Annotated in this window: 17 protein-coding genes; 8 read left to right on the plus strand and 9 right to left on the minus strand. The window is 41.2% G+C overall.

The genetic code is table 11. The annotated features are described in order from the left end of the window. Positions 1-14: 14 nt before the first annotated feature. The 5 genes from CXF81_RS02755 to CXF81_RS02775 all read right to left on the minus strand — a co-directional run bounded on the left by CXF81_RS02755 (position 15) and on the right by CXF81_RS02775 (position 7,209). On the minus strand, positions 15-920 hold the full coding sequence (locus CXF81_RS02755) for a hydroxymethylglutaryl-CoA lyase (protein ID WP_101179826.1): 906 nt from the start codon (positions 918-920) through the stop codon (positions 15-17). Beyond that, complete coding sequence (locus tag CXF81_RS02760) at positions 913-2,127, minus strand: CaiB/BaiF CoA-transferase family protein (RefSeq protein WP_101179827.1); 1,215 nt, start codon at positions 2,125-2,127, stop codon at positions 913-915. Before CXF81_RS02760 ends, CXF81_RS02755 begins: the two co-directional genes overlap by 8 nt. Before the next feature lie 80 nt (positions 2,128-2,207). Continuing rightward, the gene (locus CXF81_RS02765; RefSeq protein WP_198556299.1) at positions 2,208-4,778 is read right to left on the minus strand and encodes a TonB-dependent receptor; all 2,571 of its coding nucleotides are present in this window, start codon (positions 4,776-4,778) and stop codon (positions 2,208-2,210) included. Further along, positions 4,771-6,642 carry a sigma 54-interacting transcriptional regulator gene (locus CXF81_RS02770; RefSeq protein WP_101179828.1) on the minus strand — a complete coding sequence of 624 codons (1,872 nt, stop codon included), beginning with the start codon at positions 6,640-6,642 and terminating at the stop codon, positions 4,771-4,773. Before CXF81_RS02770 ends, CXF81_RS02765 begins: the two co-directional genes overlap by 8 nt. Positions 6,643-6,810: 168 nt before the next feature. Beyond that, a complete protein-coding gene (locus tag CXF81_RS02775) occupies positions 6,811-7,209 on the minus strand; it encodes a VOC family protein (protein WP_101179829.1) in 399 nt (132 codons plus the stop codon). Between the two features lie 410 nt (positions 7,210-7,619). Here CXF81_RS02775 and rpsF point away from each other — a divergent pair, with 410 nt between their 5' ends. From rpsF to rplI, 3 genes are read left to right on the plus strand one after another with little or no spacing between them, the layout of a single operon-like run. Continuing rightward, entirely contained in the window at positions 7,620-8,075 is a 456-nt protein-coding gene (rpsF, locus tag CXF81_RS02780) for a 30S ribosomal protein S6 (protein ID WP_101179830.1), read from the plus strand. Then, positions 8,075-8,302 carry a 30S ribosomal protein S18 gene (gene rpsR / locus CXF81_RS02785; protein ID WP_006015732.1) on the plus strand — a complete coding sequence of 76 codons (228 nt, stop codon included), beginning with the start codon at positions 8,075-8,077 and terminating at the stop codon, positions 8,300-8,302. Before rpsF ends, rpsR begins: the two co-directional genes overlap by 1 nt. 21 nt (positions 8,303-8,323) lie before the next feature. Next, positions 8,324-8,776, plus strand: a complete 453-nt coding sequence (rplI, locus tag CXF81_RS02790; RefSeq protein ID WP_101179831.1) for a 50S ribosomal protein L9 — start codon at positions 8,324-8,326, stop codon at positions 8,774-8,776. 177 nt (positions 8,777-8,953) lie between these two features. Here the strand turns inward: rplI and CXF81_RS02795 are convergent, their stop codons facing one another. From CXF81_RS02795 to CXF81_RS02805, 3 genes are all read right to left on the minus strand, one after another. Continuing rightward, positions 8,954-14,077 carry a DNA repair ATPase gene (locus CXF81_RS02795; RefSeq protein ID WP_101179832.1) on the minus strand — a complete coding sequence of 1,708 codons (5,124 nt, stop codon included), beginning with the start codon at positions 14,075-14,077 and terminating at the stop codon, positions 8,954-8,956. 23 nt (positions 14,078-14,100) lie between these two features. After that, the gene (locus tag CXF81_RS02800; RefSeq protein ID WP_101179833.1) at positions 14,101-16,125 is read right to left on the minus strand and encodes a flotillin family protein; all 2,025 of its coding nucleotides are present in this window, start codon (positions 16,123-16,125) and stop codon (positions 14,101-14,103) included. A 63-nt stretch (positions 16,126-16,188) separates the two neighbouring features. Then, a complete protein-coding gene (locus CXF81_RS02805; RefSeq protein ID WP_101179834.1) occupies positions 16,189-16,827 on the minus strand; it encodes an OB-fold-containig protein in 639 nt (212 codons plus the stop codon). A gap of 412 nt (positions 16,828-17,239) precedes the next feature. Here CXF81_RS02805 and CXF81_RS02810 point away from each other — a divergent pair, with 412 nt between their 5' ends. Then, positions 17,240-18,424, plus strand: coding sequence for an acetyl-CoA C-acyltransferase (locus tag CXF81_RS02810; RefSeq protein WP_101179835.1), 1,185 nt, complete (start codon positions 17,240-17,242; stop codon positions 18,422-18,424). Positions 18,425-18,540: 116 nt separating this feature from the next. Here the strand turns inward: CXF81_RS02810 and CXF81_RS02815 are convergent, their stop codons facing one another. Next, on the minus strand, positions 18,541-19,164 hold the full coding sequence (locus tag CXF81_RS02815) for an MOSC domain-containing protein (RefSeq protein ID WP_101179836.1): 624 nt from the start codon (positions 19,162-19,164) through the stop codon (positions 18,541-18,543). 471 nt (positions 19,165-19,635) lie between these two features. Between CXF81_RS02815 and CXF81_RS02820 the strand changes: the two genes are divergently transcribed. The 4 genes from CXF81_RS02820 to CXF81_RS02835 all read left to right on the plus strand — a co-directional run. Then, positions 19,636-20,262 (plus strand): hypothetical protein, encoded by a 627-nt coding sequence (locus tag CXF81_RS02820; protein WP_101179837.1) that lies wholly within the window; start codon positions 19,636-19,638, stop codon positions 20,260-20,262. Further along, the gene (chrA, locus tag CXF81_RS02825; protein WP_101179838.1) at positions 20,259-21,443 is read left to right on the plus strand and encodes a chromate efflux transporter; all 1,185 of its coding nucleotides are present in this window, start codon (positions 20,259-20,261) and stop codon (positions 21,441-21,443) included. Before CXF81_RS02820 ends, chrA begins: the two co-directional genes overlap by 4 nt. A gap of 167 nt (positions 21,444-21,610) precedes the next feature. Next, a complete protein-coding gene (gene dnaB / locus CXF81_RS02830; RefSeq protein ID WP_026843893.1) occupies positions 21,611-22,999 on the plus strand; it encodes a replicative DNA helicase in 1,389 nt (462 codons plus the stop codon). 819 nt (positions 23,000-23,818) lie between these two features. Further along, a partial coding sequence (locus CXF81_RS02835) for a S8 family peptidase (protein ID WP_101179839.1) occupies positions 23,819-25,797 on the plus strand: 1,979 nt, incomplete at its 3' end.

Raw genomic sequence — 25,797 nt, forward strand, 5'->3', positions numbered from 1 at the left:
TCGCAGTAATTGATTTAATTACTCTTAGGATATTGTTTGCGCAACCATGTTTTGGCGTTCCCCCCACGGGCGGTCTGTGTTAATTCAACAGCCAGGTCTGACGCATCCAATAATGCCAGCATATCTATGCCCGTTTTGTAGCCCATTTGTTCACACATCATAACCACATCTTCGGTTGCTACATTACCACTAGCTCCTGGAGCAAACGGACATCCGCCCAGTCCCGCAATAGATGCGTCGAAACGGCGAATACCTGCTTCCAGAGCGGCGTATAAATTAGCTAAGCCCATTGCTCGAGTATCGTGAAAATGACAAGAAAAAACATCTGAACCGAAGTGTTTTACTAATTGATTTATCAGCGTATTGACTCGTAATGGGTCTCCGGCGCCAATCGTATCTGCAATAACTAAGCGAGATGCGCCCAATTCAAGCAAGCTGCCAGCCATATCTATGACTTGTTGTGGCGCAATGACGCCTTCAAATGGACATGCCCAAGCAGTAGCCAAATATACTTGTACTTCAACTTCAGTGGTTTTCGAAACGTGTATAACGTCTTTAATCATGTTCATCGTTTGCGCGTTATTCATGTGAATGTTTTTTTCATTCATCGTATTCGACGTCGCAATTACCAACGAAGCTAACTTGAGCTTGTTTTGTTCGGCTAATTCAAAGCCCTTCATATTTGGGATTAAGGTTGAGTAATGACAACTCGTAGTGGCAAGCTGTTGACAGATCTCATCGGTGCCAGCCATAGCAGGGACCGCTTTAGGTGATACAAATGCACCTACTTCTACGCCATCTAGCCCGGCATCCGTCAGCAATTCAATTAGTTGCAGTCGTTGTTGCGGTGTTAATATTTTCGCTTGATTCTGTAAACCGTCACGGGGCCCTACATCATTAATGAAAACATCCTTAATCATGGCTACTCCCCCTAACGGCACCTTCAGATACTAGCATGTCGATCCGCTCTTGAGACATTTGCAGTAATTCGGATAATACGGTCTGTGTATCTTGACCTAAAGTAGGCGCTGCTTCAAAAGTCTCCTCATTGGTGCGCGAGAATTTTATGGGGTTACCGGGTCCTTTGGTTGAATTACCGTTGGGGTGTTTTAAATCTACAACCATATTTCGATGCAACACTTGTTCATCATTTAAGGCGTCAGATAAGCTGTTTACGGGAGCACAAGGAATTCGCTTAGCTTCTAACTGCGCGATCCAATAGGCTGTTGTATTTTGACCTAATACGGCATTTAACTGCTCATCAATAAAGTCTTTTTCCGCCCATCTGCCAGGTTGTCCGTCGTATTTGCTGTCATCAAACGCAGGGCACTTAACTACTTCATTTAAGTTTTTCCAGAAATTATCTGTAATAATCGCAATAACTATAAAGCCGTCTGACGTGGGGTACGTGTTGTACGGAACGTGAACAAAGTGAGAATTACCAATAGGGTAGGGGTCGTCACCAGATAGAAAGTGCATGGTCGCCATGTAATTCAGCATTGAAACTTGGCAATCCAGCATAGAAATATCTACATCTTGCCCTTTGCCACTAGTTGCACGTTCTATTATGGCTGATTGAATGCCCATGACGGCGAACATGCCACCACCAAGGTCACCAATTGGAATGCCCGCGCGTACAGGATGGTTTTTATCTGTTCCGGTGATTGACATGCCACCACCAGTCGCTTGTGCTACTTGGTCGAAAGCGGGCCTTTTGTATTTCGGACCATTACTGCCGAAGCCAGTGATACTGCAGGTGATAATTTTAGGATTAATCTTCTTCAACGTTTTATAGTCAATACCAAGTCTCTCTGGCACACCTGCGCCAAAGTTATTAACCACAACATCTGACTCTTTGACTAATTCATAAAAAACTTGTTTGCCTGCCTCACTTTTTAAATCTATACAGATGCTTTGTTTGTTGCGATTTAGTGTTAGATAATACGCCCCCATGCCGTCGAGAGAATTTTTGGGGTCGGTTGCTAATAATTTACGTGTGCCTTCGCCCTGTAAAGGTTCAACCTTTATTGTTTCTGCACCTAAATCTGCAAGTATCATCGCGCAGTAAGGGCCAGACAACATATGCGTTAAATCAATAACACGTAAACCAGCAAGTGGTTTGTTCATTATTTTCTCCAATTCAAACATTACTTTGGATGCGAGGCTTGAGGTGATTAGCCACACTACAAGCCCGATCCAATTATACCTTAGAAGTTATAAGTAAATTCAACGCCGTATTCTGCGCGGGCAGAAGGATGAAGAAAAGAACCACCGAATTCAGGCGCAGGAATGACTTCTTGTAGATATTGCTCATCAGTAATGTTTTTTCCATAAATTGCTAGCGTCCAAGTTTCAGCTTCAAGCGCAATGCGGGCATTTAATGTATAAAATGCATCACGTGCCGCATTATCAAAGTTTTGTGGATGTGGACCCGGCGGGACGCCTCCGCCAAGAGTCCCAAAAAAGTCCCAAATAGTGGGCGTTTGTTCGCCTTGAAGTGTGTGGAAAAACGTTTCCCCAGTGTATTGATAATCAACTCTGGTAGTTAACCAATAATCTTCCCTGATAGGTTGCTCATAACTGAAGCCAAAGGTGTAAGTAGTTTCAGGGGATTGTGGCGCTTTGTTACCAACAGACAGAGGACGATTCCGGTTTTCCTTGATCTCTGAATCAAGCAGACCCACTCCACCAAATACTTTAAATGTATCTGTAATCTCAGCTGTAAAATCCAGTTCAAAGCCTTGAATTGCGAGCTCGTCGATTGTGGTAACCGCTCTCAATAATCCAAATGGACCAGCAAAAAATTCAAAAAATTGATTATCTTCAACCGTGGTTTTAAATATAGCGCCGTTAACTCGGACTTTACCATCCATTAATTTCGACTTCAGCCCGAATTCAATATTGGTAGTTACCTCTTTTGCATAATCATCGGTGACTGACAATTTAGCGTCCACTGCATCGCCGGGTGTGCCAGCACCTGAACTATTAAACCAAAAATCGAGAGTTGCTTCAGTGCCTATAGAGTTAAATCCACCACTCCTGAAACCAACGCCATAACTGGCGTAAGAATTAACATTATCTGTTAGTTCATAGCTCAGAGTTACTTTAGGTTGAAAATGCGAAAACGATCTGCTTCTATCAGGGATCCCATTTGGATTAGCGTTAAACGCTGGGTTTATTGGTCCTATCGTATTTATGTTAAGTCCTGAAGACGACACGTTTGGAACGTTATTAGATACCGTTCTCTCTTCATTGTCATAACGCAAAGCGACAGCTAATTCCATTTTATCTGAGACGTCGTATTCAATTTGACCAAAGGCAGAAATAACCGACGTATCAAAGGTATCGTTAAACAGCAAATCGGTTGGGTTTGGTCCTGTTGGTGGAACATATGCTTGGCGAAGGAAGCCTTGACCTTGATCTGCACCATAGGCAACTACGACATCACGTTCAATTTCGGCGAAGTAGACACCCGCTATCCAACGTATATCGGCGTCATCATCATCAGATGTGACTCTCAATTCTCCGCTGAAATCCCTTTGGCTGCGCTCTTGATACTGAAAACCGTCACAAGAAGTCGGCGTATATGGACCGTAAACGCCGGTAAATTCTACACCAGGAGGAAATACCCCAAATGGAGCAAAAAAATCACCGAATAAATCGGACCGGTTCGCACCACCTAAAGCTGCTGGTGTATTGTTCAATGTTGCACGATCGGTTTGGCATTGTGGCGTTAACTCATATCCATAAAACGAGGCACTTGTGCCGTCAGATAATAAGTATTCTTCTAAATCATTATAGGCAAGCACACCGGTAATGTCATAGCCATCTAAGTCCCAATCTGCTTTGACTGAAAACTCGGTACTGTCTTGTTTATTTTCGCCGGGAACATTAAAGGCGAATATAAAATCGTGGTCATTTACATCTGCATTGTAAGCAGGCTGATTAAACGCATTTACAAAAGAGGGTAATGCGAACACGGCATTAAAGTTAATTGCGCCGCCTTCGACTTTAGACATCCCTGCACGAATATCTAAAGTGAGATGATCTGACACATCCCACATCAATCGACCTTTGATAGTCGTGTCTTCTAAGAAATCAACAACATCATCTTGGCCTGTGAGCACATTCGTGTAATGTCCGTCCATACTGTTGTAGCTTGCGGTCAATCTACCGCGCATAGTGTCATTAAGCGCGCCACTCATAATACCATTAATGCGCTGGATACCAGCGTTACCGGTACCCACTTTAACTTTACCTTCAAACTCCTCACTAGGGAGTGTTGTGGTTACCAAAATAGCACCCGCAACAGCGTTGCGACCATAGAGCGCGCCTTGAGGCCCCTTAAGTATTTCAATTTGTGCTATATCGAGGAGCTCTTCATTAAAACCATTTGGATTGGTCATTAAAACGCCATCGACGACGTAAGCAAAGGTAGATTCAGCATCGCGAGTAGAGACAATACCGCGAATAGTCACTTGGGTATCTCCCACGTTGGCCGTGTCGACAATATTGACATTTGGCACAAGTGAAATGAAGTCACCTGGGCGTTCAATACCGGCAGTTTCAATATCTCTAGCGGACAGAGCACTGACTGCGATCGGAACATCTTGAAGGCTTTCGGGGCGTTTGCGTGAAATACTAATAATCTCTATGCTGTCTTCTCTTTCTGAAGCTTGTGATTCTTGTGCAAGCGCGCTGTTCGCGACCGCATATGAACCAGCTAACATGGATAAAGCCACGGCGCTTCCAATTTTGCTTTGGGTAAATCTACGCATTTTGTTGTCCCCTTTTTTTATTGTCATGAATGAGTTTTAATCGTCGCCATAAAGTGGTTTGACTTATTCCGAGGAACTGCGCGACGAGCTCTTTGTTCCCGTTAAATTTATCCATTGCCTGTATAACTAATTGATGTTCATTTTTAGCTAGTGCGCCTTTATTCTCAATCTCTGGATTAACAAATAATTCAGGCGCTAGTTCGTGTAATAGTTGTATTATTTTTTTGCTGTCTATTTTTGGGTGGACAGAGCAATAAACCAGTAAACGCTCTACAATATTTTCGAGCTCTCTGACGTTACCAGGCCAATCATAGACTTCAAAAATACTGCTTAAATGGAAGGCAATGCTGTCTAGCGTTTCTATTGTCAGTTTGCCGAAGTTAAGTGCACTTAATTTTGATTTAGTGATGTTTGCAATGTCTTCTTTGCGCTCCTTAAGTGAAGGAACATTAATACTCAATACATTGAGCCGATAATATAAGTCGTCCCTAAATAACCCATTTTTGACTTGTTCCGCAAGTGGTCGATTGGTCGCTGCAATGATTTTTAGATTTACTTTAAATTCCTTATGAGAACCAATTGGGCGATACGATTTCTCTTGAATTACACGCAACAATTTGGCCTGTTGAGGAAGGCTAAGTTCGCCTACTTCATCTAAAAATAATACGCCATTTTCGGCTTCATAGAGGAGGCCATGCTTACCACCGCGTTTTGACCCTGTAAATGAACCTTCTACATAACCAAATAGTTCACCTTCGAATAACTCACTAGGCATAGCAGCACAGTTAATTGCAACGAATTGACCATCCGAAAATTGACTCTTTTGATGAATGCGCTTTGCAATCATTTCTTTACCAGTACCTGATTCGCCGATGATCAAAACATGGCTGGGAGAATGAGCATATAAATCGGTTCGCTCGATTAAATTACTCATGATTTTAGATTGGTAAACTAGAGGTTGGGTTGGTTTGAATTGCTTTGGAATGGAAGGAATATTAGGTGTATGGGCGTAAAATTGATAGATATCAAACTTGTGATTAGCCATTTCGATGGTGTCTTTATGAAACCACCAATCAGCTTGATTTAATCTACATTTACCATCCGAAACATCCAGGAATTGGCTACTTTGGAGTAGATCTAAGATCTGTTGCTTATTGGCAGAGTCAATGCTGAATTCATCTTTTGCAGCTGCATTTGAGGTCAGCATGTTGGTGTAGTTGTCAACGACTAATATTGGGGTTTTTGAGTCTTCATTAAGCCAGCGATGTATTGCTTTTGAGTGAACTTGTTCTTTTTGCTTACTACCGATCTCAATAGCTTCTTTTAAGATGGCTTTGCATGATTCCTTTGAGTATATTAAAAAGGATTTTATATTGTTTTGAGAAGCCAATCCACAAACTAAACTAGCCCCGACCACGACGTTATTGGGAGATAGTTTTGATAGTTGATAAATTTGTTTAGCTTCTTGTGCTGTTTCGTATTTGCTGTGCTTTATATTGATAGAGGTGTTTTGATTAAGCAGCTCAACAAGGCTGCTGTAGTCATCAAAGGTGATAACATGCACGTCCTTGTTAACAGTTGACGCTTTTAAAATGGCACAAATAATGTCAGATTCGGTAACAGGAATCGATAGTACGGGAACATTCAGTGCGGTTTTTAAATAAGCCGCATTACTTCCTGCGCTTATAACCACATCAGGACTAAACAAACTTACATGTTTGTTGGCTTCGTCAATGGTACCCACAATAGCGTCTATTATTCGACATTCAGCATGCTCTTCCATACCAGTCAGTACACTACTCAACAGCTGACTAAATTCTTTATGTCCGAATATTAAAATACGCACTTTACTAGTTTGATACATTACTGGACTAAAACCTTATAAACATTTGTTAACGTTCTATTTACAAGTTTTATTAAAGCATGGTTCATGCCAAATAACTGGAAAATATAAAGTTGATATTAATCAGTTAGTTAATTATTTAATAATGTGAATTTCCCTCTCAATTAATTCAATTTGAAATATGAAATTTCAAATTGAATTAAATTTAGGTGTTTCTGTCAACTGTAAAACTACGCCAAATTGCTCAAAAGGTGATATATCGCAAATTGGCCAGCCATCTATGCCTTTTCTTTTTTCGTTATAGGATAATTCGAGTTCTTGAAGTGTTTTATCAATAGAGTGGGTGGCAAATGAAATTAGAAAAATGCCTTCTCCTTTGTCTGCTAAAATATCAGCCACTACCCCTTCATCAGTGATAGGTTGTACTAATACTAATAAGCTTTGTCCTATTTCAAATCTTGCTGTTTTGACATTTCTTTCAGGCAACGTTTCAACAATTGGTTGCTGTCCTAAAAGTTTTTTGAAATAAAAAATAGATGCGTTTAAATCAGCCACTACAAAATTAATATGATGAATGTGAGTTAGCAAAACTAAGCTCCTGTGTGAGTTTACGTAATGATAATCGTAATTTATAGCTTACTTTTTTAGCTGGCATGTGACTACTACTGATTTATCGCGCTATTTTCTGTAATGTGAGAAGCTATCATGGTAGCGCGTGAAAAATATAAGCCATTGAGCTCGGTAAGCAACAACGCTAGTCAATATTTACCAGAATTACCTCCAGCCCTAGGGCACTTTTTAAGCTACTACAGCGCTATAATTGTTAGTTTACATAGTTAAATTTCCATACATTTCATATCAATCATTCTGAGCCTCTAAAACTACTTGTCTATACAGGATTGTGTATGTATAATGCGCGCCCTTGAAGTCAACATCTTAGTTCCTTGTCTCCATGTAGACGACTTCACTACGCGAGGCTACAACCGTAAGGAGCAATAATGCGTCATTACGAAATCGTATTCATGGTTCACCCAGATCAGAGTGAACAAGTGCCAGGCATGATTGAAAAATACACTGGTATTCTTGAGCAAGACGGTGGAAAGATCCATCGTTTAGAAGACTGGGGTCGTCGTCAATTGGCATACCCAATCGAAAAGCTTCATAAAGCACACTATGTTCTACTTAACGTTGAGGCAACTGCCGAAGCTGTAGATGAATTAGAAGTTGCTTTCCGTTATAACGACATCATTTTGCGTAACCTAGTTATGCGTACTAAAGCTGCTGTGACAGAACAGTCTCCAATGGCTAAAGAAGAACGTCGTGACGATCGCAGACCACCACGTGATGAAAAGTCTTACGATGCACCTGAAGCAAAAGTTGCACCAGAAGCAACAGTTGCGCCAGAAGTGACCGCTGCACCGGAAGAAGTTAAATCAGAAGAAGGAGACGCATAATGGCTCGTTTTTTTAGACGTCGTAAGTTTTGCCGTTTTTCAGCTGAAGGCGCAGAAGTTATCGATTATAAAGATATACCTATGTTGAAAAACTACGTAACCGAAAGTGGTAAAATTGTTCCTAGCCGTATTACTGGTACTAGCGCAAAATATCAGCGTCAGTTAGCAACTGCAATTAAGCGCTCGCGTTTCTTAGCATTGTTACCATATACAGACTCACACAAATAAGATTGGCAAAGAGGTAGCAAGATGGAAATCATACTACTAGACAAAGTCGCCAACTTAGGCGGTCTAGGTGACAAGGTCACAGTAAAATCAGGTTACGCACGTAACTATTTGTTCCCACACCAAAAAGCTGTTCCGGCTACGAAAGCAAACGTTGACAAATTTGAACTACGTCGTGCCGAGTTGGAAGCTAAAATTGCTGACCAATTAGCTACTGCGCAAGCACGTGCCGATAAACTTACTGCGCTTGGGCCAGTGACTATCGCATCTCCTGCTGGCGACGAAGGCAAATTGTTTGGTTCTGTCGGTACTCGCGATATCGCTGATGCAGTTACTGCTGCTGGTGTTGAGATTACTAAGGCAGAAGTTAAATTACCCACTGGTACTTTACGTGAAACAGGTGAGTTCGAAATCGATATTCAACTGCATTCAGAAGTAATGGCAATAGTTAAATTGGTAATTATCCAAGAAGCTTAACAGTGCAAACGACGTCTACTTAGTAGATTTCGCTTAGAAATTGAAAACACCGCATAGCGGTGTTTTTTTTCGTCTAAAATAAACATAGGTTTACAATAACGTAAAACTAATTAACAAGCTTAGCTCACAAAACCGTGTCCTGTTATTCCTTTCTTATTTGCAAACTGCTGGCAACGCTTAACCTTTAATCTTGGATTTCACATCATTTTTTACCCGAGTAGGTGCGTTGTTTTTTTTGTTCTCACTTTTAGGCTCAGACTCCATAGACCAGGCTTTACTTAATAATTGCATCGCAGCAGCGACGCGATTAATCGGACGAATAAGGTCTGCGGTATCAGATTGTTGCATATCAAGTTTAATGGCCTCAAGTGCACCCGCCATTTGTGATAACTGTCTAACCGCCTGCATCTGCGGGTCGCCCTCTATATTTTGTGACTGTTTGCTGTCAAAGGCACTACAAATATGTTGCCATCTAGTTTCTTGTTCAGGCGTCATCGCATCGCGCAATAAGGCAAGTTTTAATAGGTTTTCTTCAGCACCAGAAGTCAGCGTTTGTGCTTCGCCGATGTAATGTTCGCCAATCAATCGCATTAGCTCAGCGTGATTCATCACAGCCGACACTTTCTCCGTCATCTTGTTCATGTTGCGATAACTACCTTGTAATTTAAACGGAGGCTCTTGGCGATAATTTTCAGCTGTCGCAGCTGACTCAATGTACTGCAAATTTACTTGTAAAATGACTTGTTGTATCACTTTTAGATGTTTAAGTACGGCAACAATTTCATTAATTTCTGCGCCGCTGTACTGATGGCTGAATTCGCTGGTGGCGACTGCTTCACCATTTGCCAATGCAACAAATTTATAAACGTCTTGCATATCTCGCAATGCCAACGGTGCTAATATTGAATTGGAAGTTAGTGCGTTCTCAATGTAACTCAGCGCAAACTGTTCTTCTTTGCCACCAAGTACATCACCCAAATTATATATATCTGCTCGGTTGGCAAGCATATCGGGTATTTTAAAAACATCGCCTGACTCTGTGTAAGGGTTGCCTGCCATGACGACACAGAACTTTTTGCCACGCATATCATAGGTTTTACTTTCGCCTTTCCAAACTCCCTCAATGCGTCGTGTTCCATCAGTAAGGGCAATGAATTTTTGCAAGAATTCGGGGTGTGTATGTTGAATGTCATCAAGGTATAACATCACGTTATTACCCATCTCGAGTCCCAAATTTAATTTTTCTAATTCTTGTTTTGCTGTCGCGTTGGGCGCATTTTCAGGGTCTATTGAAGTAACGTCATGACCTAAAGATGGACAGTTAATTTTCATGAATATCAACCCGAGTCGATCGGCTACGTACTCCATCAACGTTGTTTTACCATAACCAGGAGGTGATATCAGTAATAGTAAACCCATCAAGTCGGTTCGCTTATTTTCGCCCACGGTGCCCATCTGTTTAGCAAAGTTGTCACCAATAAGAGGTAAGTAAACTTCATTAATTAAACGGTTACGCACAAATGAACTCAGTGGCCTAGCTGTATAAGCGTCTAATTGTAGTTCTTTTTTACTTTGTTTCATTATGCTGCTGCGTAACTCATGGTAGCGCTTAAAACGAGGGACATCGACACTGTGATAACGTGACATGCGTTGATTGAATTCATCTAAAGCAATTGACAAACTTGAATCTTGGATTCGAATATGGTCACTGAGTAAGTCAGTAACGGTGATATTTAGGCTAATACTGCTGCTACGGATGGGTAATGAATGACTGACAATAACCAACGCAGTTGCTTCATCAACATAATGCTTATGTTGATGTAAGTCTGCTTGTTGATCTAGAGTGGCATAGATCCATGCTTTGGTTAGAGTCCATTGTTCTTCTAATCCGAACACCATGTTATCTGTTTTTGTAGCTTGTTTAATAAGGTCATTAAACTGCGCCATGGTGATGTCGAAGTCTTCCATGTGGCCTAGTTTCTTTAACGCGTCAGTGAATTGTTTTTGAATGTTTTCTGCCGACTGGCTGGTAATAAATGCGAGTTTGCTTTGTGCCAGCTCTAAGCTCAAATATTCTGCGCTTTGAGCTTGCGCAGTAGCCGAGAAATGTAATTGAAAACGCAGCACAAAACTCGCGACTTCTTCTTGAAGTTGTTTTCTTAATTGCACAAATCCTTGTGATGTCTGAAAGTTTGTTGATAGTAAGTACGCACTTTGTGCATGACTCTGCCAAATTTTCTGTTGATGCTCTGTTGCTGTTGTATGCGTCCAAAACAACATTGCTAAGGCTCTAGCCTCCGGCGCATACCTGAGTAAATCTGCTTTGGCATGAATGGGTAGCAAGGTTCTTAATATTTGTAAAGCATCTGAATCATGAATACCTTTTTCATAACCCTCTTGATACCGAGCGGTCATGTAGTCTCGAATAAGTTTAGACAAAACTTTATCATCTTCGGCTGCTGCATATAGCCTGTTTAGCGATAATCCATTACTTTGTGTTTCAGCGTCTTTTAATATTACTGATACTAAAAATTCTGCGCGCGTAACATATGGGTTTTCAGATATTAGGTTTTGCTGCCAATAGGGTTGCAGGGCGTTTAACTCTTCGTTATCAATGGCTTCAAAGTAATCTGTACCAACCAGATGGCGATATAGGCCATCATCTCTAGGGAGTAGGGTAAGGTCAAGCGATTGCGTATTGACACTGAATTTGTGTTTACCCAACTTAATAACAGAGCCACCATCTTCAAAAATATCTTGTTTATCCCGAAGTGAGCGAATGCCTTGTTGTTTTACGCTTTTGAGCTGTGCTTCCAGATCGTCGGCTTTAAGGGCATCGTTTATATCTCGAAGTTGAGCCGCTAAGTCGGCTATCTTCATGACCATGGGGTCGGAAGCAAAGTAGGTGTTTAATTCGGTCGCGTCAGTGAAACCTAACGCACGTCTGCTAATACCCTTTAAAATACGCTCCGCCGCACTAAAAATATTTTGAGCTCGACGTTGCTGCTCTTCCATTATACTTTGTTTACGACTTTCAAATGCGCTGTGCAGCGCTTCTCGCTTTTCCATGATATCCGCAAGAAATTGGTCGAACTCACTGAATTTTGATTCCAGCTCTTCTAACTGAATAAGCAATCTTGATAATTGCTCTTCCGCTTTATTTGGTGTGTCAGCCATTACCAATGCGCTATTAATACTTTGCGAAAACAGTCTAAATTGGGCTGCAAATTCGGCAGTTGCCTCACTTGAACCTAGTTGTTTACGACGGTTTCTTCCCTGCGCTTTAACTTTATTTAATTTGCTATAAATTTCCGAAATATCATCAAGAATTTTAGTGCGTTTCGTTGCATCGTCAATCTTCAATCCGTTGAGTACTTCCGTGAGCAAATCCAAGCCTAATGATAGTTTTTCTAATTCTTCAGTAACCTCGTTAATTACCACCACTAACTCTGCACTCGCGATACGCTTGTCTAGGTTTTGGATGTTATCTATATATGGTTTTAATGCTTTATCGTTTGACAAAAATTGCACTGTTGCATTGCTAACATCACTAAATGCCTCAGTGACGGCTTCATCAAGATGTGAAATGCGTTCGCGATCAATATAACGTTGGTCTTTCAGCGTAACCAAAAAACCACGCTGCTTGCGCAATGACATTAAACTATCTACAAACTCTTGTGGTGTTTTCCAACTAGAAATTCGAATTGCACTGACAACGTCCTGTTGTTTTTGTTCGGCATCGTTAAGTGCGATGTTCGCCTGTTCGCGGATTTGTTCTACTTTTTCAAATTCATCAATGACGAGTTCGGCGGTAGCATTGATTTCTTTGATGACATCACCGAGACCACCCACCTCTTTGTCCGTCATCCAATAGTAAGTATCGAACATCGACTTAGCGGTTTTAATTAGGTCCTCAAATGATGCTCTGCTTGGGTTGTTTGTATTCACAGTGCGATGAATAGACACCAAGTCAGAAATACCACGCACCAACTCTTTATTGCCTATACGGCTAAAGAAACTATCAGTGCTGGGTTGTTTCGCCGCAAATTCATCGCTGTAATAGGGTGTTATCCAAACTTGCATTGGATGTACACGGGTTGCTTCTTCTTCAGAGCTAAATATGACCATTTTGCCGTTATCAAAAATACTGAAGCCATGCGCATATATCGGACTTTGTAGTTCTTTGCGAATAAGATTATAGGAATACAAGCCAGCTAACCCTGACTTAGGTTCATAAAAAATGTACAGCACGTCCTCACCGTTTGGTGAGCGCAACATACGTTTAAACGTCAGGCCATCAATGTTATCAGGAAACTTCTTGGTTTCGCCGCTTTGTAAATAATAACCCCCTGGGAAAATAATACCATGGTCCTCAGGCAACGAAACACATGCTAAGCCAATGGCATCGATACGATTTACATTTTTGGTGCGTGTATTAAAAACCAGATAGCGATACGCTTTCTCGCGATATGGTTTTATCTTTAACAGAAGCAACGAGCCCACTTTTGCATACTGAACACTGGCATCAGCTAAACTTTGCGTGCTGTCATCAACACTTTCATTGTAGATACCAAGGCCATCTTCGGTGTTGTTTTCAACTTTTATGGTGAGTTGGCCATTTATAGTTTCGACAAAAACTTCATCCTGAATATTGATATGAGGGTGGCTACCCGCTTCATGTTGTTCACGACCAACGCTTTTCCACTCAAAGTCGTGAGAGGCCGCTTTTTCAATAGTGCGTTCGCCACGGTTATCGATATATGTGGCCGTCTTGTCTTTCTCAATTCGCCATTGGAAAACACGAATATCTTGCAGTTTTTGGCCAATTTGAAATACAGCAAAAAGCGTTTGGTTTTGCACTTTTAGTTGGATTAGATGCGCTTCTTTATAGTAGGCATAAAGTTCTGTAAACGCTTTTATAAAGGCGGGGTGAGAAAGAAAGGTATCGGCAAGGTCTTTTTGTTCAAGCTCGTAACTGCCTTTTTTTTCAACCAAATGATAAAGGCTAAATACGTCGGTAACCTGAGTCTCTTTTTTTAAGCCTATAAATACGTTGTAACCAAACAAAATATCTTTACCGACGGGGACAATATCTCGGGCGATGCAGTTATTTTCAGTGCGCACTCTAACTCGGCCTGCAACATCAAATTTTGCTTGACCAAACTCTTTTATACGTGCGTTGTTTAAGGTATCGACTTTGCTTTTTAAAGTCGCGGCTTGGTCAATAAGACGCGCACGAATAACTTCGTACGCGCCACCGTCTGCCACCGCCTGATCGAGTTGTTCTTGTTCAGTTGCCATGCGTATTTCCTTGCTAGTACCCTTTAGCTTGGGCTGTTTTCGCCTTCACTTGTGGCTTTTTTACTGAGCGCATTAACGACCATTTCCATAATTTGTGGGTTATCAGAGCTTTCTTTCAAAAACTTAGCCACAAGTGCTGTAATTGCGGCGTCTTTGGCATTGCCACTGGCATTACCGAATCCAGCGACTAACTCCTTGGCGTCTTCCACAAAACTTGCTTCGCCATTAAAATGAGGAGCGAAAGCGGTGCTTAGGGTTTCAGACTTTCCAATGGTGCCATCAATTGATTTGCCGACTGATAGTGATTTAACGAAGCTGTCAAAGTAGGCCGTATCGCCACCAACAATATCAATATTCGCTTGTTTAAGAGCTTCAGCCAAGACGATTGCTTGTTGCTGTGCAATTTCAACACTGGTTTCAATTTGTTTCATTGTTTGTTCATGCTGTTTGTCCAAGCGCATTCTAAACTCTTCATGCGATTTTTGTTCTGGTGACATGGTAGCCATAGCAGCAAATTTCTTGGTCATGCCCGCAGCCTCAGCTTCAGCTTTCTTAGCCATAACTTCAGCTTCAGCAACACCACTTTTCTCAATCGCATCTGCCATCGCTTCTTTGACGCGAACATCAGCCATACCTTCCTTTTCTTTTGCTAATGCTTGTGCTTCCATCACTTTCGAGTGTGCTAGGCCATCAGCTGCACTAAGTGCTTCTTGGCCTGCTGCTTCTTGGCGCTGTGACTGAGCTCTTTTCTCTGCAACTTCCAAGTCAGCTGCGGCAGTAATTGATTTCTCTTTAGCCAAGTGTTGTGCTGATTTCTCTGCTGCCTCTGCGGCCTTGATATCTTTGACTAAGGCTTCTTCTGCTTCGGCCTCAGCCTGAATGATCCGCGCCTTTTTGTTACGGTCAGCCTCTGCGACGACACGTAATTCATTTATTTCTTCTTCGCGCTCTGCAACTGTTTTATCTACCTCTATACGTGAACGAATAACTTCAGCGATTTCGCGCTTCTCATGTTCTATCAGTTTTTCATTTGCAATACGTTGCAATGATGCTTCTTTTTGACGATCAATTTGTTCCAGCTCCCGCGCTCTAATAACCCGCTCTTCTTCAATAGCGACGGCTCGGAATCGATTGTTTTCAGCCACCTCAATTTCACGTTGCTTATTTTGTTCTTGCACCTGAATTTCTTGTTCTGCCAACACGCGGGCTTGTTCTGCTTTCAAATGCTCTTCATGTTGTACACGTTCTGTTTCGGCTTTTTCACGAGATCGAACGGTAGCAACTTCGCGTTGTTGTTTCGCTTCTGCATCTGCTTCTTGACGTTCTAACTCGAGGATTGCTTCGCGTGTCTCGACGTCTTTGCGCTTGATTTTCATTTCTTCATCACGTTTGAAAACGTTGGTTTGAATATGTTGATCAGCAGTTAATTGGGTGATTTTACGAATACCTTGAGAATCCAAAATATTGTTAGGGTCGAGCTTTTCGATAGGTGTTTGTTCAAGATAATCAATGGCAACATCTTCGAGTACATAGCCGTTTAAATCAGTACCAATATTATCGATGATCATGTCGCGGAAATTATCGCGTTTCGCATACAAGTCTTCAAATTCGAGTGACTTACCGACGGTTTTTAATGCCTCCGAAAATTTAGCACTGAATAGGTCTTCAAGGGTGGCGATATTTGATGCACGTTCGCAACCAATTGCTTGGGCTACTTTTAGTACGTCATCGCGGTTTTTATTTACTTTAACGAAAAATGCGACTTTGATATCCGCACGGATGTTGTCCTTACAAATAAGTCCGTCGGTGCCGCTTCTATCAACTTCAATGGTCTTTAGCGATATATCCATGACTTCCAATTTATGGAATACAGGAAGAACAACGCCACCTGTAAAAGTCACTTTAGGCTCTGAACGCATGGTGTTAATGATCATGGCTCGACCTTGTTCGACCTTCTTATATAGCTGAGCTATTACAAAAATGACGATAAAAAAGAGGACGACGATCCCCACAGCCGCTGTCGCAAAAAGAATCAATGTTTCACTCATAAGTTTACTCCTTAAACTACAAATATTGGGTAATGTGGATTAATTAAAAAAGAAAGGGGTGGATTAAATGTTTTGGCTTGACGACATAGCCATAAGCTCGGCCTCAGTGACTACAATATAAGTATCGTCATCTTTGTTGAAGTCTATTAGCACAATTCTTGAGCCGCCTGCAATTTGTTGGTCAGGAGTCGTTCTTACACTATAAATCATGCCGTCGTCAGCACGTGCTTGACCAAAAGTCTCAGTGACTGTTTGAGTCGTAACAATGCAGTACGTGCCTATAAGATCTGATTTTTCGATGGCCTCATGCGTGACAAAAACGCGCCTGAGAGGCTTGCTTGTGTAAGCTGCAAAAGGGATGGCTAATATAAGCGCAAATATAGCAATGACGAAGCCAGAAGCTGTTGCTGCTAAAATGCCATCAAACAAGGGATTAATAAATTTCTTCGCTAAATATACAAAAACAAATCCATATATTGCAACCAGGGTGACGGCGACTGTTAACGGCACTCCATCGAGGCCAAGAGCTTCTAAAAAGGAGGAGGCAGCGCCATCGGTAGATTCAGTTTCTATATCGGGGTCAAGTATTTCAATATCTATTGTACCAAACAGCGCAAATATCCAAAAGACGATCATGATCATCAATGGAATGGTGAAGGCAATGATTGGGAAACTGAAAATATATTCTAAGAAGTTGTCCATTGCATATCCTTATCTTATGGCGCTTTTTCAACTGTTATTGCTACCTTTCCCATTCTAAAAATCAAATGAGTGCTGTTGAAATCCTTTTATACATATAAAATTACCTTTAACACTAGTTTGTGTCAATCGTTTGTAGGCATAACCCGATGAAAACTCGTTATTGGTTTTGTTGTTTTCTTACAGAGCTTATAGGTTCATTTATCTTATTTGCTTTGTTATGTCCGGTAATGGATGGCGTTGGGACTATAAGTGATAGGTATTGTTGCGCATAAAAAAGCAAAATGACTGTTGGCTTGATATCAATCGGCTTTCAACGCACTATTACTGTTTATCTGTGTAACGTACGAATGGTGATATTTATTGAACCATTCTCACCAGCATATGGTTATTACCTAACTTAAGGAATATTTCGATGAAAGAAGCCGTAATCGTCTCTACAGCGCGCACGCCAATTGGTCGTGCTTATCGTGGTGCGTTCAATAATATCAAATCTCCTACCTTGACAGCCCATGCAATAAAACACGCAGTAGAGCGTTCTGGTGTTGACGGTGGCGAAATTGATGATGTGATCATTGGTTCGGTTTTGAATGCTGGAAGCGCGGGCTCAAACGTTGCTCGCTTAGCCGCTTTAGCTGCGGGATTGCCTTATTCTGCTTCAGGTCAAACTATTGACCGTCAATGTTCATCGGGCTTAATGGCCATCGCTACAGCCGCTAAACAAGTTATTGTTGATGGTATGGACGTAGTGGTTGCTGGTGGTCAAGAGAATATTTCTGAAATCCAAGCAAAGTATTATGATTGGGTGAGCCAGTGTGTAGACAAGAACGTCACTAACAAAGCGCAACATGCTTATATGCCTATGTTATTTACGGCGGAAAACGTGGCTAAGAAATACAATATTTCACGTGAAGCTCAAGATGAATATGCGTTAATGTCCCAACAGCGAACAGCAGCAGCGCAAGCTGCGGGTAAATTTGATGATGAAATAGTACCAATGAGCTCAACCATGGGCATTATGGATAAGGAAACAAAAGAAGTTTCGTTTAAAGAAGTGACATTAGAAAAAGATGAAGGTAACCGTCCTTCGACCACATTGGAAAGTCTGCAAAGCCTTAAATCAGTTATTGATGGTGGTTGTATTACGGCTGGTAATGCAAGTCAATTGTCTGATGGCGCTTCGGCATGTGTTGTCATGGAAGCGAAAATGGCAGAAAAACGTGGGTTGGCTCCACTGGGTATTTATCGCGGCATGATGGTCGCTGGTAATGAACCAGAAGAAATGGGTATTGGCCCAATTTACGCTATTCCTAAATTACTTAAAGTGCATGGCTTGAGTATTGACGATATTGGTTTGTGGGAATTGAATGAAGCTTTTGCCTGCCAAGCCTTATATTGCAGAGACAAGCTAGGTATTGATCCCGACATCTATAATGTCAATGGTGGCGCAATTTCAATAGGTCATCCGTATGGAATGACTGGTGCAAGAGCCGTTGGCCATGCTTTGATTGAAGGTAAGCGTCGTGGTGTTAAGTATGTTGTAGTCACTATGTGTGTTGGTGGAGGCATGGGCGCCGCTGGTTTATTTGAAATTGCATAACGCTTGTTGAACTAGATATAGAGTGTATTTACTCTGTTGCACCCCCTTAAGGTTAATTACTTTTAGGGGTTACTGGAGTGTTATTGAACAGTTCTAGTCGATACATACCAAGTGACCTATTTTTTTAGTTTTCTGACCCATTCAGCCGCTAAGCCATTAATTGCACTAGCTTCTACCTTCTCCGGTATGCTTTTATCTTTACTACGAACCAGACGCATAATATCGCTAATTGACTTGGTGCTCTGCAATCGATGTTCAAGTGTAATATTATCACCAACCTTCATTCTGCCGGTTTCGATAACTCGATAATACCAACCTGTTATCCTTTGCTCTGAAATAAACAGATCCATGTTTCTGACGCCATACCGTTGATTTATTTTAACGCAGGGCGCTCGGGGTGAGTTGACTTGTAATACAACACTGCCGATACGATAAGTGTCGCCAATAAATACCGTTTCATCATCCATCGTAGGCGCTGATATATTCTCTCCGATGCTGCCAAAAAGAAGATTTTGCGCGATATATGGAAATTGTTTTTTTAATATTTCATAACTTTTTTGAGAATACTGGTGCATTGCCATTTCAGGACCACCATGTAGTTTCTTGTTTCCTTGCTCGTCTTCAATTGCGCCATTTAATTCGATGTGGAGTTGCTCGAATGGCAATTTAATAATGCTACTTGGTGACTGTCGAGGCCCGAAAGCTTGGGGTTTACCTGCAAATAACGCGTCCACTAGCATTAGTGTTTTTCCTTACATTGTTATGTTGCAAATTGAGACGAATTAACGGCTTAGGGATAATAAAGCTTACCGTTATTCAAGCTTACACAATGCGTAATAAAGTAGCACAAGCGTTGAATAAAATAAAAAGTAGATTAAAAAAATATGTTGGATTTAAACTTTTTTAAATTGAAGAGTGACATACTTTTTGAAGAATATAGTTAGATACAGAATAAAAAGTACAGTATGACTTTGTTATAAACACTATATTAAGCGTCGTGGACCCTTAGGATTATCGGCAGAAAGCGTTAATCGATGTCGCTAAGCGAGGTAATAAAGTAGGATTCAAATTCCACAACTACTTTGCAGGTTTCTACTGTGCGTGGTGGTGTTAAAAGTCGCAACAAAATAGTCTGTCCATGTTTAAAAGAATCTTCATGAAAGTTTCATAAAATAGATATATTATTTCTTACTCTAGGACGAAATTGATGAGTGAGAAATACCATACACGTATCGAATATAATTTATTTTATTGGCGGTGGGGCTGATAAAACGCGTGAACGCTTTGGTATCATCAAATGGGGACCCACTAATTTGATGGGACTCGCTAAAGCAGCTTTGGATCTGCAGAAGGGACCAGCATGCGAAACTAAGTACTATGGCTACCTAGATAAGAAAAAAATCATCCAAGATATTGTTAAACAAAAGTTAAAAAATGCAAACATTAGAATTAACTTGGTTGGACATAGTCGCGGTGGTGCCATTGTAAAAGATATCGCAATGAGAGAGTTACGCAAGTTGAACATCAAGGCGAATATCGTCATTTCACTTGATCCTGTAAAAGCAAAACGTAGCAATCGATATAGAGTACCGAATAAAAAAAGCGTTAATAATGTTAAGACCTATATTTGTGTTTATGCAAACCCGATAAAACGTGACCCAACAGATTACATTGCTATGGTTGGTGGACAATACGGTGACCGCTTAAAGTCACACAGTCACTTTTTTTTAGAAGCAGATATTAATCATGGTCAGCCTATGCCGATGCTTAAATTGTCGCTGAATGATAAGGGTCGAACAGCGTGGGAAGTGTTACTGAAGGAGTCAAGAAAAGCGTGAATAATATTCGTCCACCAATACAAGTATTTTTGGTTTTTTTAAAATTGGGGTTTACTGCCTTTGGTGGTCCAGTCGCGCATCTTGCTTTTTTCAGAGAAGAGTTTGTTGTCCGTAAAAAGTGGATAACCGAATCCGACTACTCGGAAATCGTTGCTTTATGTCAGTTTTTGCCTGGACCCGCGAGCAGCCAAGTTGGGCTTACCATTGGGTTATCTCAAGCTGGTTATCTTGGGTCATTTGCAGCATGGCTGGGGTTTACCATGCCTTCTGCTATATTAATGCTGTTGCTCGCGCTTGGTTATTCAAATTATGGCGATGTCATTCCTGTAGGTTTATTGACTGGATTAAAAGTTGTTACTGTTGCAGTTGTCGCCCAAGCAGTTTGGGGAATGTCGAAAAGTATTTGTATTGATAACGCGCGTATTACAATTATGTTGTCTTCTGCTATTGGTCTATTAGTCTTTCAATCAGTTTTTGCACCATTGCTTGTCATTGTTGCTGCAGGTGTTATTGGCGTCTGGTTATTCAAACCCCCACTGAATATGATTGAAAGTCAGCTCACTTTGTCCATCTCTCGGTTTAGTGGTTCATTGTGGTTTTTAATTTTTATTTTGTTTTTGTTTGGGCTGCCCATCATTCAACTATTTGTTGATCAACCAATTATTGACATTGTAAGTGCGTTTTTTCGGTCCGGGAGCTTAGTGTTTGGTGGTGGGCATGTTGTACTTCCCCTCCTTGAAAGCCAAATGGTAAAAACAGGGTGGGTGACAAAAGATGCTTTCTTGGCAGGTTATGGCGCAACACAGGCTGTCCCTGGTCCCTTATTTACTTTCTCTGCTTTTTTGGGCGGCGTACTAAACGGTCCTATTAGTGGTGTCTTTGGAGCTTTGCTTGCTTTAGTTTCGATTTTTCTACCTTCATTTCTGCTGGTTTACGCGATATTACCTTTTTGGCAGACTTTGAGAGTAAAACCTCAAATTAGGGCGGCCTTGGTTGGTATAAATGCAAGTGTGGTGGGTATTTTATTCTCTGCCTTATATAAACCGGTGTTTGTGGTAGGTGTGTCAGGAACAAATGACTTTATTGGTGTGATAATTGCGTTTTGGGCATTAATGTATTGGAAAATGCCACCTTGGTTGGTCGTAATAGCCGGTGGTGTGATAGGGTCCATGCTTTTATAATCTGCATACAATTTATTGTTATTAACCGCAAAGACACTACAGAAGGTGACTTTACATGATTTGCGATACGAGATTAAACGGGCTATTCATTTTCCTCATATTTTTAACAGACAAGGCGGTTTTTTTGACGCATAATAATCTGCTTAAAATACAACTGTGCGCTGCAATTGAAATTTCAAGATAAACAAAAAAAAGACGACGTCGAACAGCTGAAGATCCCTCCGCATTCCATAGAAGCGGAGCAATCCGTGCTGGGCAGTATGATGATAGCGCCCGATTCATGGGACAAGGTAGCTGAAATTGTAGTCGAGAGTGATTTTTATAACAGGTCACACCGGACTATCTTCGGTGCAATTATAAAACTCTTAAGTAATAATCAGTCCGTCGATACGGTGACCGTAAAAGATACACTAGCCCAAAGTGGTAAATTAGACGAAGCCGGTGGTTTCTCTTATCTTATAGAATTAGCTAAAAACACCCCTAGCGCGGCTAACGTGTCGGCTTATGCGAGCGTCATTCGCGAACGTGCGATTGTTAGAGAACTTATTGGTGTTGCTCATGATATTGCTGATGTTGGCTATAACCCTGAGGGTAGAAATAGTGCTGATATTCTCGATTTTGCTGAATCAAAAGTTTTTGAAATTGCCGAAAAGCGGACTGGTGAGAACGAAGGACCGAAGGACATTACTACGGTTTTAACAAAAACTGTTAACAGACTGGATGAATTGGTTAAGCAAGGCTTAGAAATAACAGGTGTCTCGACTGGCTATACCGACCTCGATAGTAAAACCAGTGGATTACAACGTTCTGATTTGATTATTGTCGCTGCTCGTCCTTCAATGGGTAAAACCACTTTTGCGATGAATCTATGTGAAAACGCTATGATGCTGCAGGATAAGCCTGTCCTCGTATTCAGCCTTGAAATGCCGGCTGAGCAAATTATGATGAGAATGCTTGCATCGCTAAGTAGAGTCAATCAAACGCATATTCGAACAGCTCAGCTTGATGATGAAGAGTGGGCTAGAATGTCTGGCACAATCAAAACATTGAAAAAGAAAGATAACCTTTATATAGATGACTCATCGGGTCTTACGCCGATGGAGTTGAGAACTCGAGCAAGAAAGATAGCACGAGATAAAGGCGGTCTTTCCTTAATTATGATTGATTACCTTCAGTTAATGCGAGTACCTTCGCTAAGTGAAAATAGAACATTGGAGATCGCAGAGATATCACGTTCCTTAAAAGCGTTAGCAAAAGAACTTGAAGTTCCTGTTGTCGCTTTGTCACAACTTAACCGGACGCTGGAGCAACGAGCTGATAAACGACCCATCAACTCCGATTTACGTGAGTCAGGTTCAATTGAGCAAGATGCCGATTTGATCATGTTCATCTATCGAGACGAAGTTTATAACGAAGCTTCTGAAATGAAAGGCATTGCAGAAATCATTATCGGTAAGCAGCGAAACGGACCAATTGGTACCAGTAGACTGACCTTTCAGGGGCAATTCTCTCGTTTCGATAATTATGCGGGACCTGCCTTTGAAGACGAATACTAATCGCCAGTTTAATGACAGTATTTGACTCTATTCGTGGGTTTATTTCTGTTCACTATTAAGCTAATAACGCCGCAAATTAACACTCTCGTAGGTCGTTCCTGCACAGCATCAGCTTAATTTGCCGAGGCCATCTGTCGCCTTTTCTATTGTGGTTTTGCATAAATTTCTGTTTTTACTCAGTGTATGTTGTCACATGGCTTCCTTTTTATAAAATTCTGCGAGTCAAGTTTCTATTTTTTAAAGTTGTTACTAATAATCCTATTCTAGGGTAAATATTAAATTCCCATCACCTTTGCTTATAGTTCTTAATTAATCACAAGATATTTTTTATAATACCACTAGCTTTTATAACTTCATGTTTTTATTGACTATTTTGTTTTTTATGAGCTGTGGGTGTAAATAAAGGGACTGTACCGTTTTATAGTCCTTTTGTTATCAGATTCTTATATTTATTAAGTTACTTCGCTTAATAAAAAACCACTTTGACGAGTAGTTAAATTTTTACAATAGCGATAATTGGTTAAATATTAATCTATTTTAGATTAAAAAATAATCAGATCGATTGCACGATTAAATTAACTGAAATTAATTAAGTATAAGATTCTATCTATAGGTATGTCTATTTGAAAGGGGTACAAGCGATCTGACTAAACTACGAATAATAAGTTTTGGTTTTAATCTTATTATTATGGTTTACACGCCAAAATTTTGACGCATACTCATACGAGAGTTATTCACTATGCAATTCAGGTTGTAAATTTGAAGTTGCAAATGACTTACCCACTCACGTATTAACGCAGTAAAAATTGGAATTTAGATATGGGCAATCTCGAAAACATGATGAAATCACCAAGAGTTAATAAAATAACCTCTGCCATATTGATTGGTGCATTGGCCTTCACGGCAGCAGCTTGGGGTATATCGAATTACTCAAGCGGTGAAGAGTATATTTTGCAAGGTGCAAGTCGCCCAGCACTAGTGAGTGCTATTCAAGCAGAAAACGGTGTCATTATTCATGAGTTTAAACTTATTCAAGCAGTGTCAGCTAAGCTGACAGATAAACAAGTTCAAGGGATTGCTTCGAGAAATGCGATGATCCGCTTTTTTAACGAAGCGAATCAGGTGAGTTTGTCTGCTAGCCGCAAGATGAGATTGATGCAAGACAGCCCACTTAGCCAGAACGCGCCTCGTAACTCACAAATCCCACTACAAATAGGCGCTAGCGAGCTGCATAAAGTAGGCATTACGGGCAAAGGTGTCACTGTTGCTATCATCGATAGTGGGCTTGGTCAATTTTCTGCTCTAAACCAAAATACAACAGGTCGAGAAAGAAACATAACCGTCGTTAATTCGCTAGGTGAAGACGCATCAGGTTCTCAAGACCTTAATGGTCACGGCTCGCACATGGCAAGTATTTTAGCCGATAGTACTGGTGTTTTTGACCAGTATGGTGCTCCCACAGGTGCGCACAGTGGTGTTGCACCAGATGTAGACTTGGTAATGATTAAGGCCTTTGATGAAGAAGGAGAAGCTTCTTATTCGTCTGTTTTACAAGGTATTGAATATGCAATCGAAAATAGAGATAGCTTAAATATTAGAGTGTTGAATGTAGCCTTTAGCTTTCCAGCAACATCATTTTATTGGGAAGACCCAATTAACCAAGCTTTAATGCGTGCATGGAACAACGGCATTACCGTCATTGCCCCTGCAGGTAATGGCAACAACAAAGATATGAGTGTCGGCGTTCCGGGTAATAATCCGTATGTTATTACAGTTGGCGCGATGGATGACAACAGCACACCGTTTGATACGTCAGATGATATTGTCGCTTCGTTTTCTAGCTTTGGGCCAACAGTTGAAGGCTTTATGAAGCCAGAAGTACTTGCGCCAGGAACTAATGTTAAAGGACTTGTCGCTCAAAATAGTCGTTTAGCTGACAAAAACGAAACTTCGGGTGTCTCCGGTACATCACAAGCTACAGCTGTTACAGCAGGGGTGGTTGCTCTGATGATACAACAAGATCCGAGTTTGACACCTGATGAAATTAAATGCCGTTTAATGTCGTCAGCGTCGCAAGCCAAAAAACAAAATGGTGAGTTAGCCTTTAGTGTTTTTGCACAAGGTGCAGGCCTCATTAATGCTTCCGCTGCAATTAATACAACAGTTGTTGGCTGCGCGAATAGCGGTTTAAATATAGCGAATGATATCAATTTAAGAAGCCATTATTTCGGTCCGGCTAAGTTTGACGAACGATCTAGTGAGTTTACGTTGGGTGAGAACAAGAAGGCTAACGGTGTCATCTGGCACGACGGTATTGCGAAGTCCGATGATAAAACGGCCAATGGTGTCATCTGGCACGACGGTATTGTGAAGGCTGATAAGAAAACGGCCAATGGTGTCATCTGGCACGACGGTGTTGTGAAGGCTGATAAGAAAACCGCCAATGGTGTTATCTGGCACGACGGTGTTGTGAAGTCCGATAAGAAAACCGCCAATGGTGTCATCTGGCACGACGGTATTGTGAAGGCTGATAAGAAAACGGCCAATGGTGTCATCTGGCACGACGGTGTTGTGAAGGCTGATAAGAAAACCGCTAATGGTGTTATCTGGCACGACGGTGTTGTGAAGTCCGATAAGAAAACCGCCAATGGTGTCATCTGGCACGACGGTATTGTGAAGTCCGATAATAAAATCGCCAATGGTGTTATCTGGCACGACGGTATTGTGAAGTCCGATGATAAAACGGCCAATGGTGTCATCTGGCACGACGGTGTTGTGAAGTCCGATAATAAAACCGC

It is taken from the genome of Glaciecola sp. 33A, assembly GCF_002836745.1.
Classification (GTDB): domain Bacteria; phylum Pseudomonadota; class Gammaproteobacteria; order Enterobacterales; family Alteromonadaceae; genus Glaciecola.

Coding starts and splice junctions, on each gene's coding strand:
- CXF81_RS02755 (WP_101179826.1), bottom strand. CDS start 920: ATGATTAAGGATGTTTTCATTAATGATGTAGGGCCCCGTGACGGTTTA.
- CXF81_RS02760 (WP_101179827.1), bottom strand. CDS start 2,127: ATGAACAAACCACTTGCTGGTTTACGTGTTATTGATTTAACGCATATG.
- CXF81_RS02765 (WP_198556299.1), bottom strand. CDS start 4,778: ATGCGTAGATTTACCCAAAGCAAAATTGGAAGCGCCGTGGCTTTATCC.
- CXF81_RS02770 (WP_101179828.1), bottom strand. CDS start 6,642: ATGTATCAAACTAGTAAAGTGCGTATTTTAATATTCGGACATAAAGAA.
- rpsF (WP_101179830.1), top strand. CDS start 7,620: ATGCGTCATTACGAAATCGTATTCATGGTTCACCCAGATCAGAGTGAA.
- rpsR (WP_006015732.1), top strand. CDS start 8,075: ATGGCTCGTTTTTTTAGACGTCGTAAGTTTTGCCGTTTTTCAGCTGAA.
- rplI (WP_101179831.1), top strand. CDS start 8,324: ATGGAAATCATACTACTAGACAAAGTCGCCAACTTAGGCGGTCTAGGT.
- CXF81_RS02795 (WP_101179832.1), bottom strand. CDS start 14,077: ATGGCAACTGAACAAGAACAACTCGATCAGGCGGTGGCAGACGGTGGC.
- CXF81_RS02800 (WP_101179833.1), bottom strand. CDS start 16,125: ATGAGTGAAACATTGATTCTTTTTGCGACAGCGGCTGTGGGGATCGTC.
- CXF81_RS02805 (WP_101179834.1), bottom strand. CDS start 16,827: ATGGACAACTTCTTAGAATATATTTTCAGTTTCCCAATCATTGCCTTC.
- CXF81_RS02810 (WP_101179835.1), top strand. CDS start 17,240: ATGAAAGAAGCCGTAATCGTCTCTACAGCGCGCACGCCAATTGGTCGT.
- CXF81_RS02815 (WP_101179836.1), bottom strand. CDS start 19,164: ATGCTAGTGGACGCGTTATTTGCAGGTAAACCCCAAGCTTTCGGGCCT.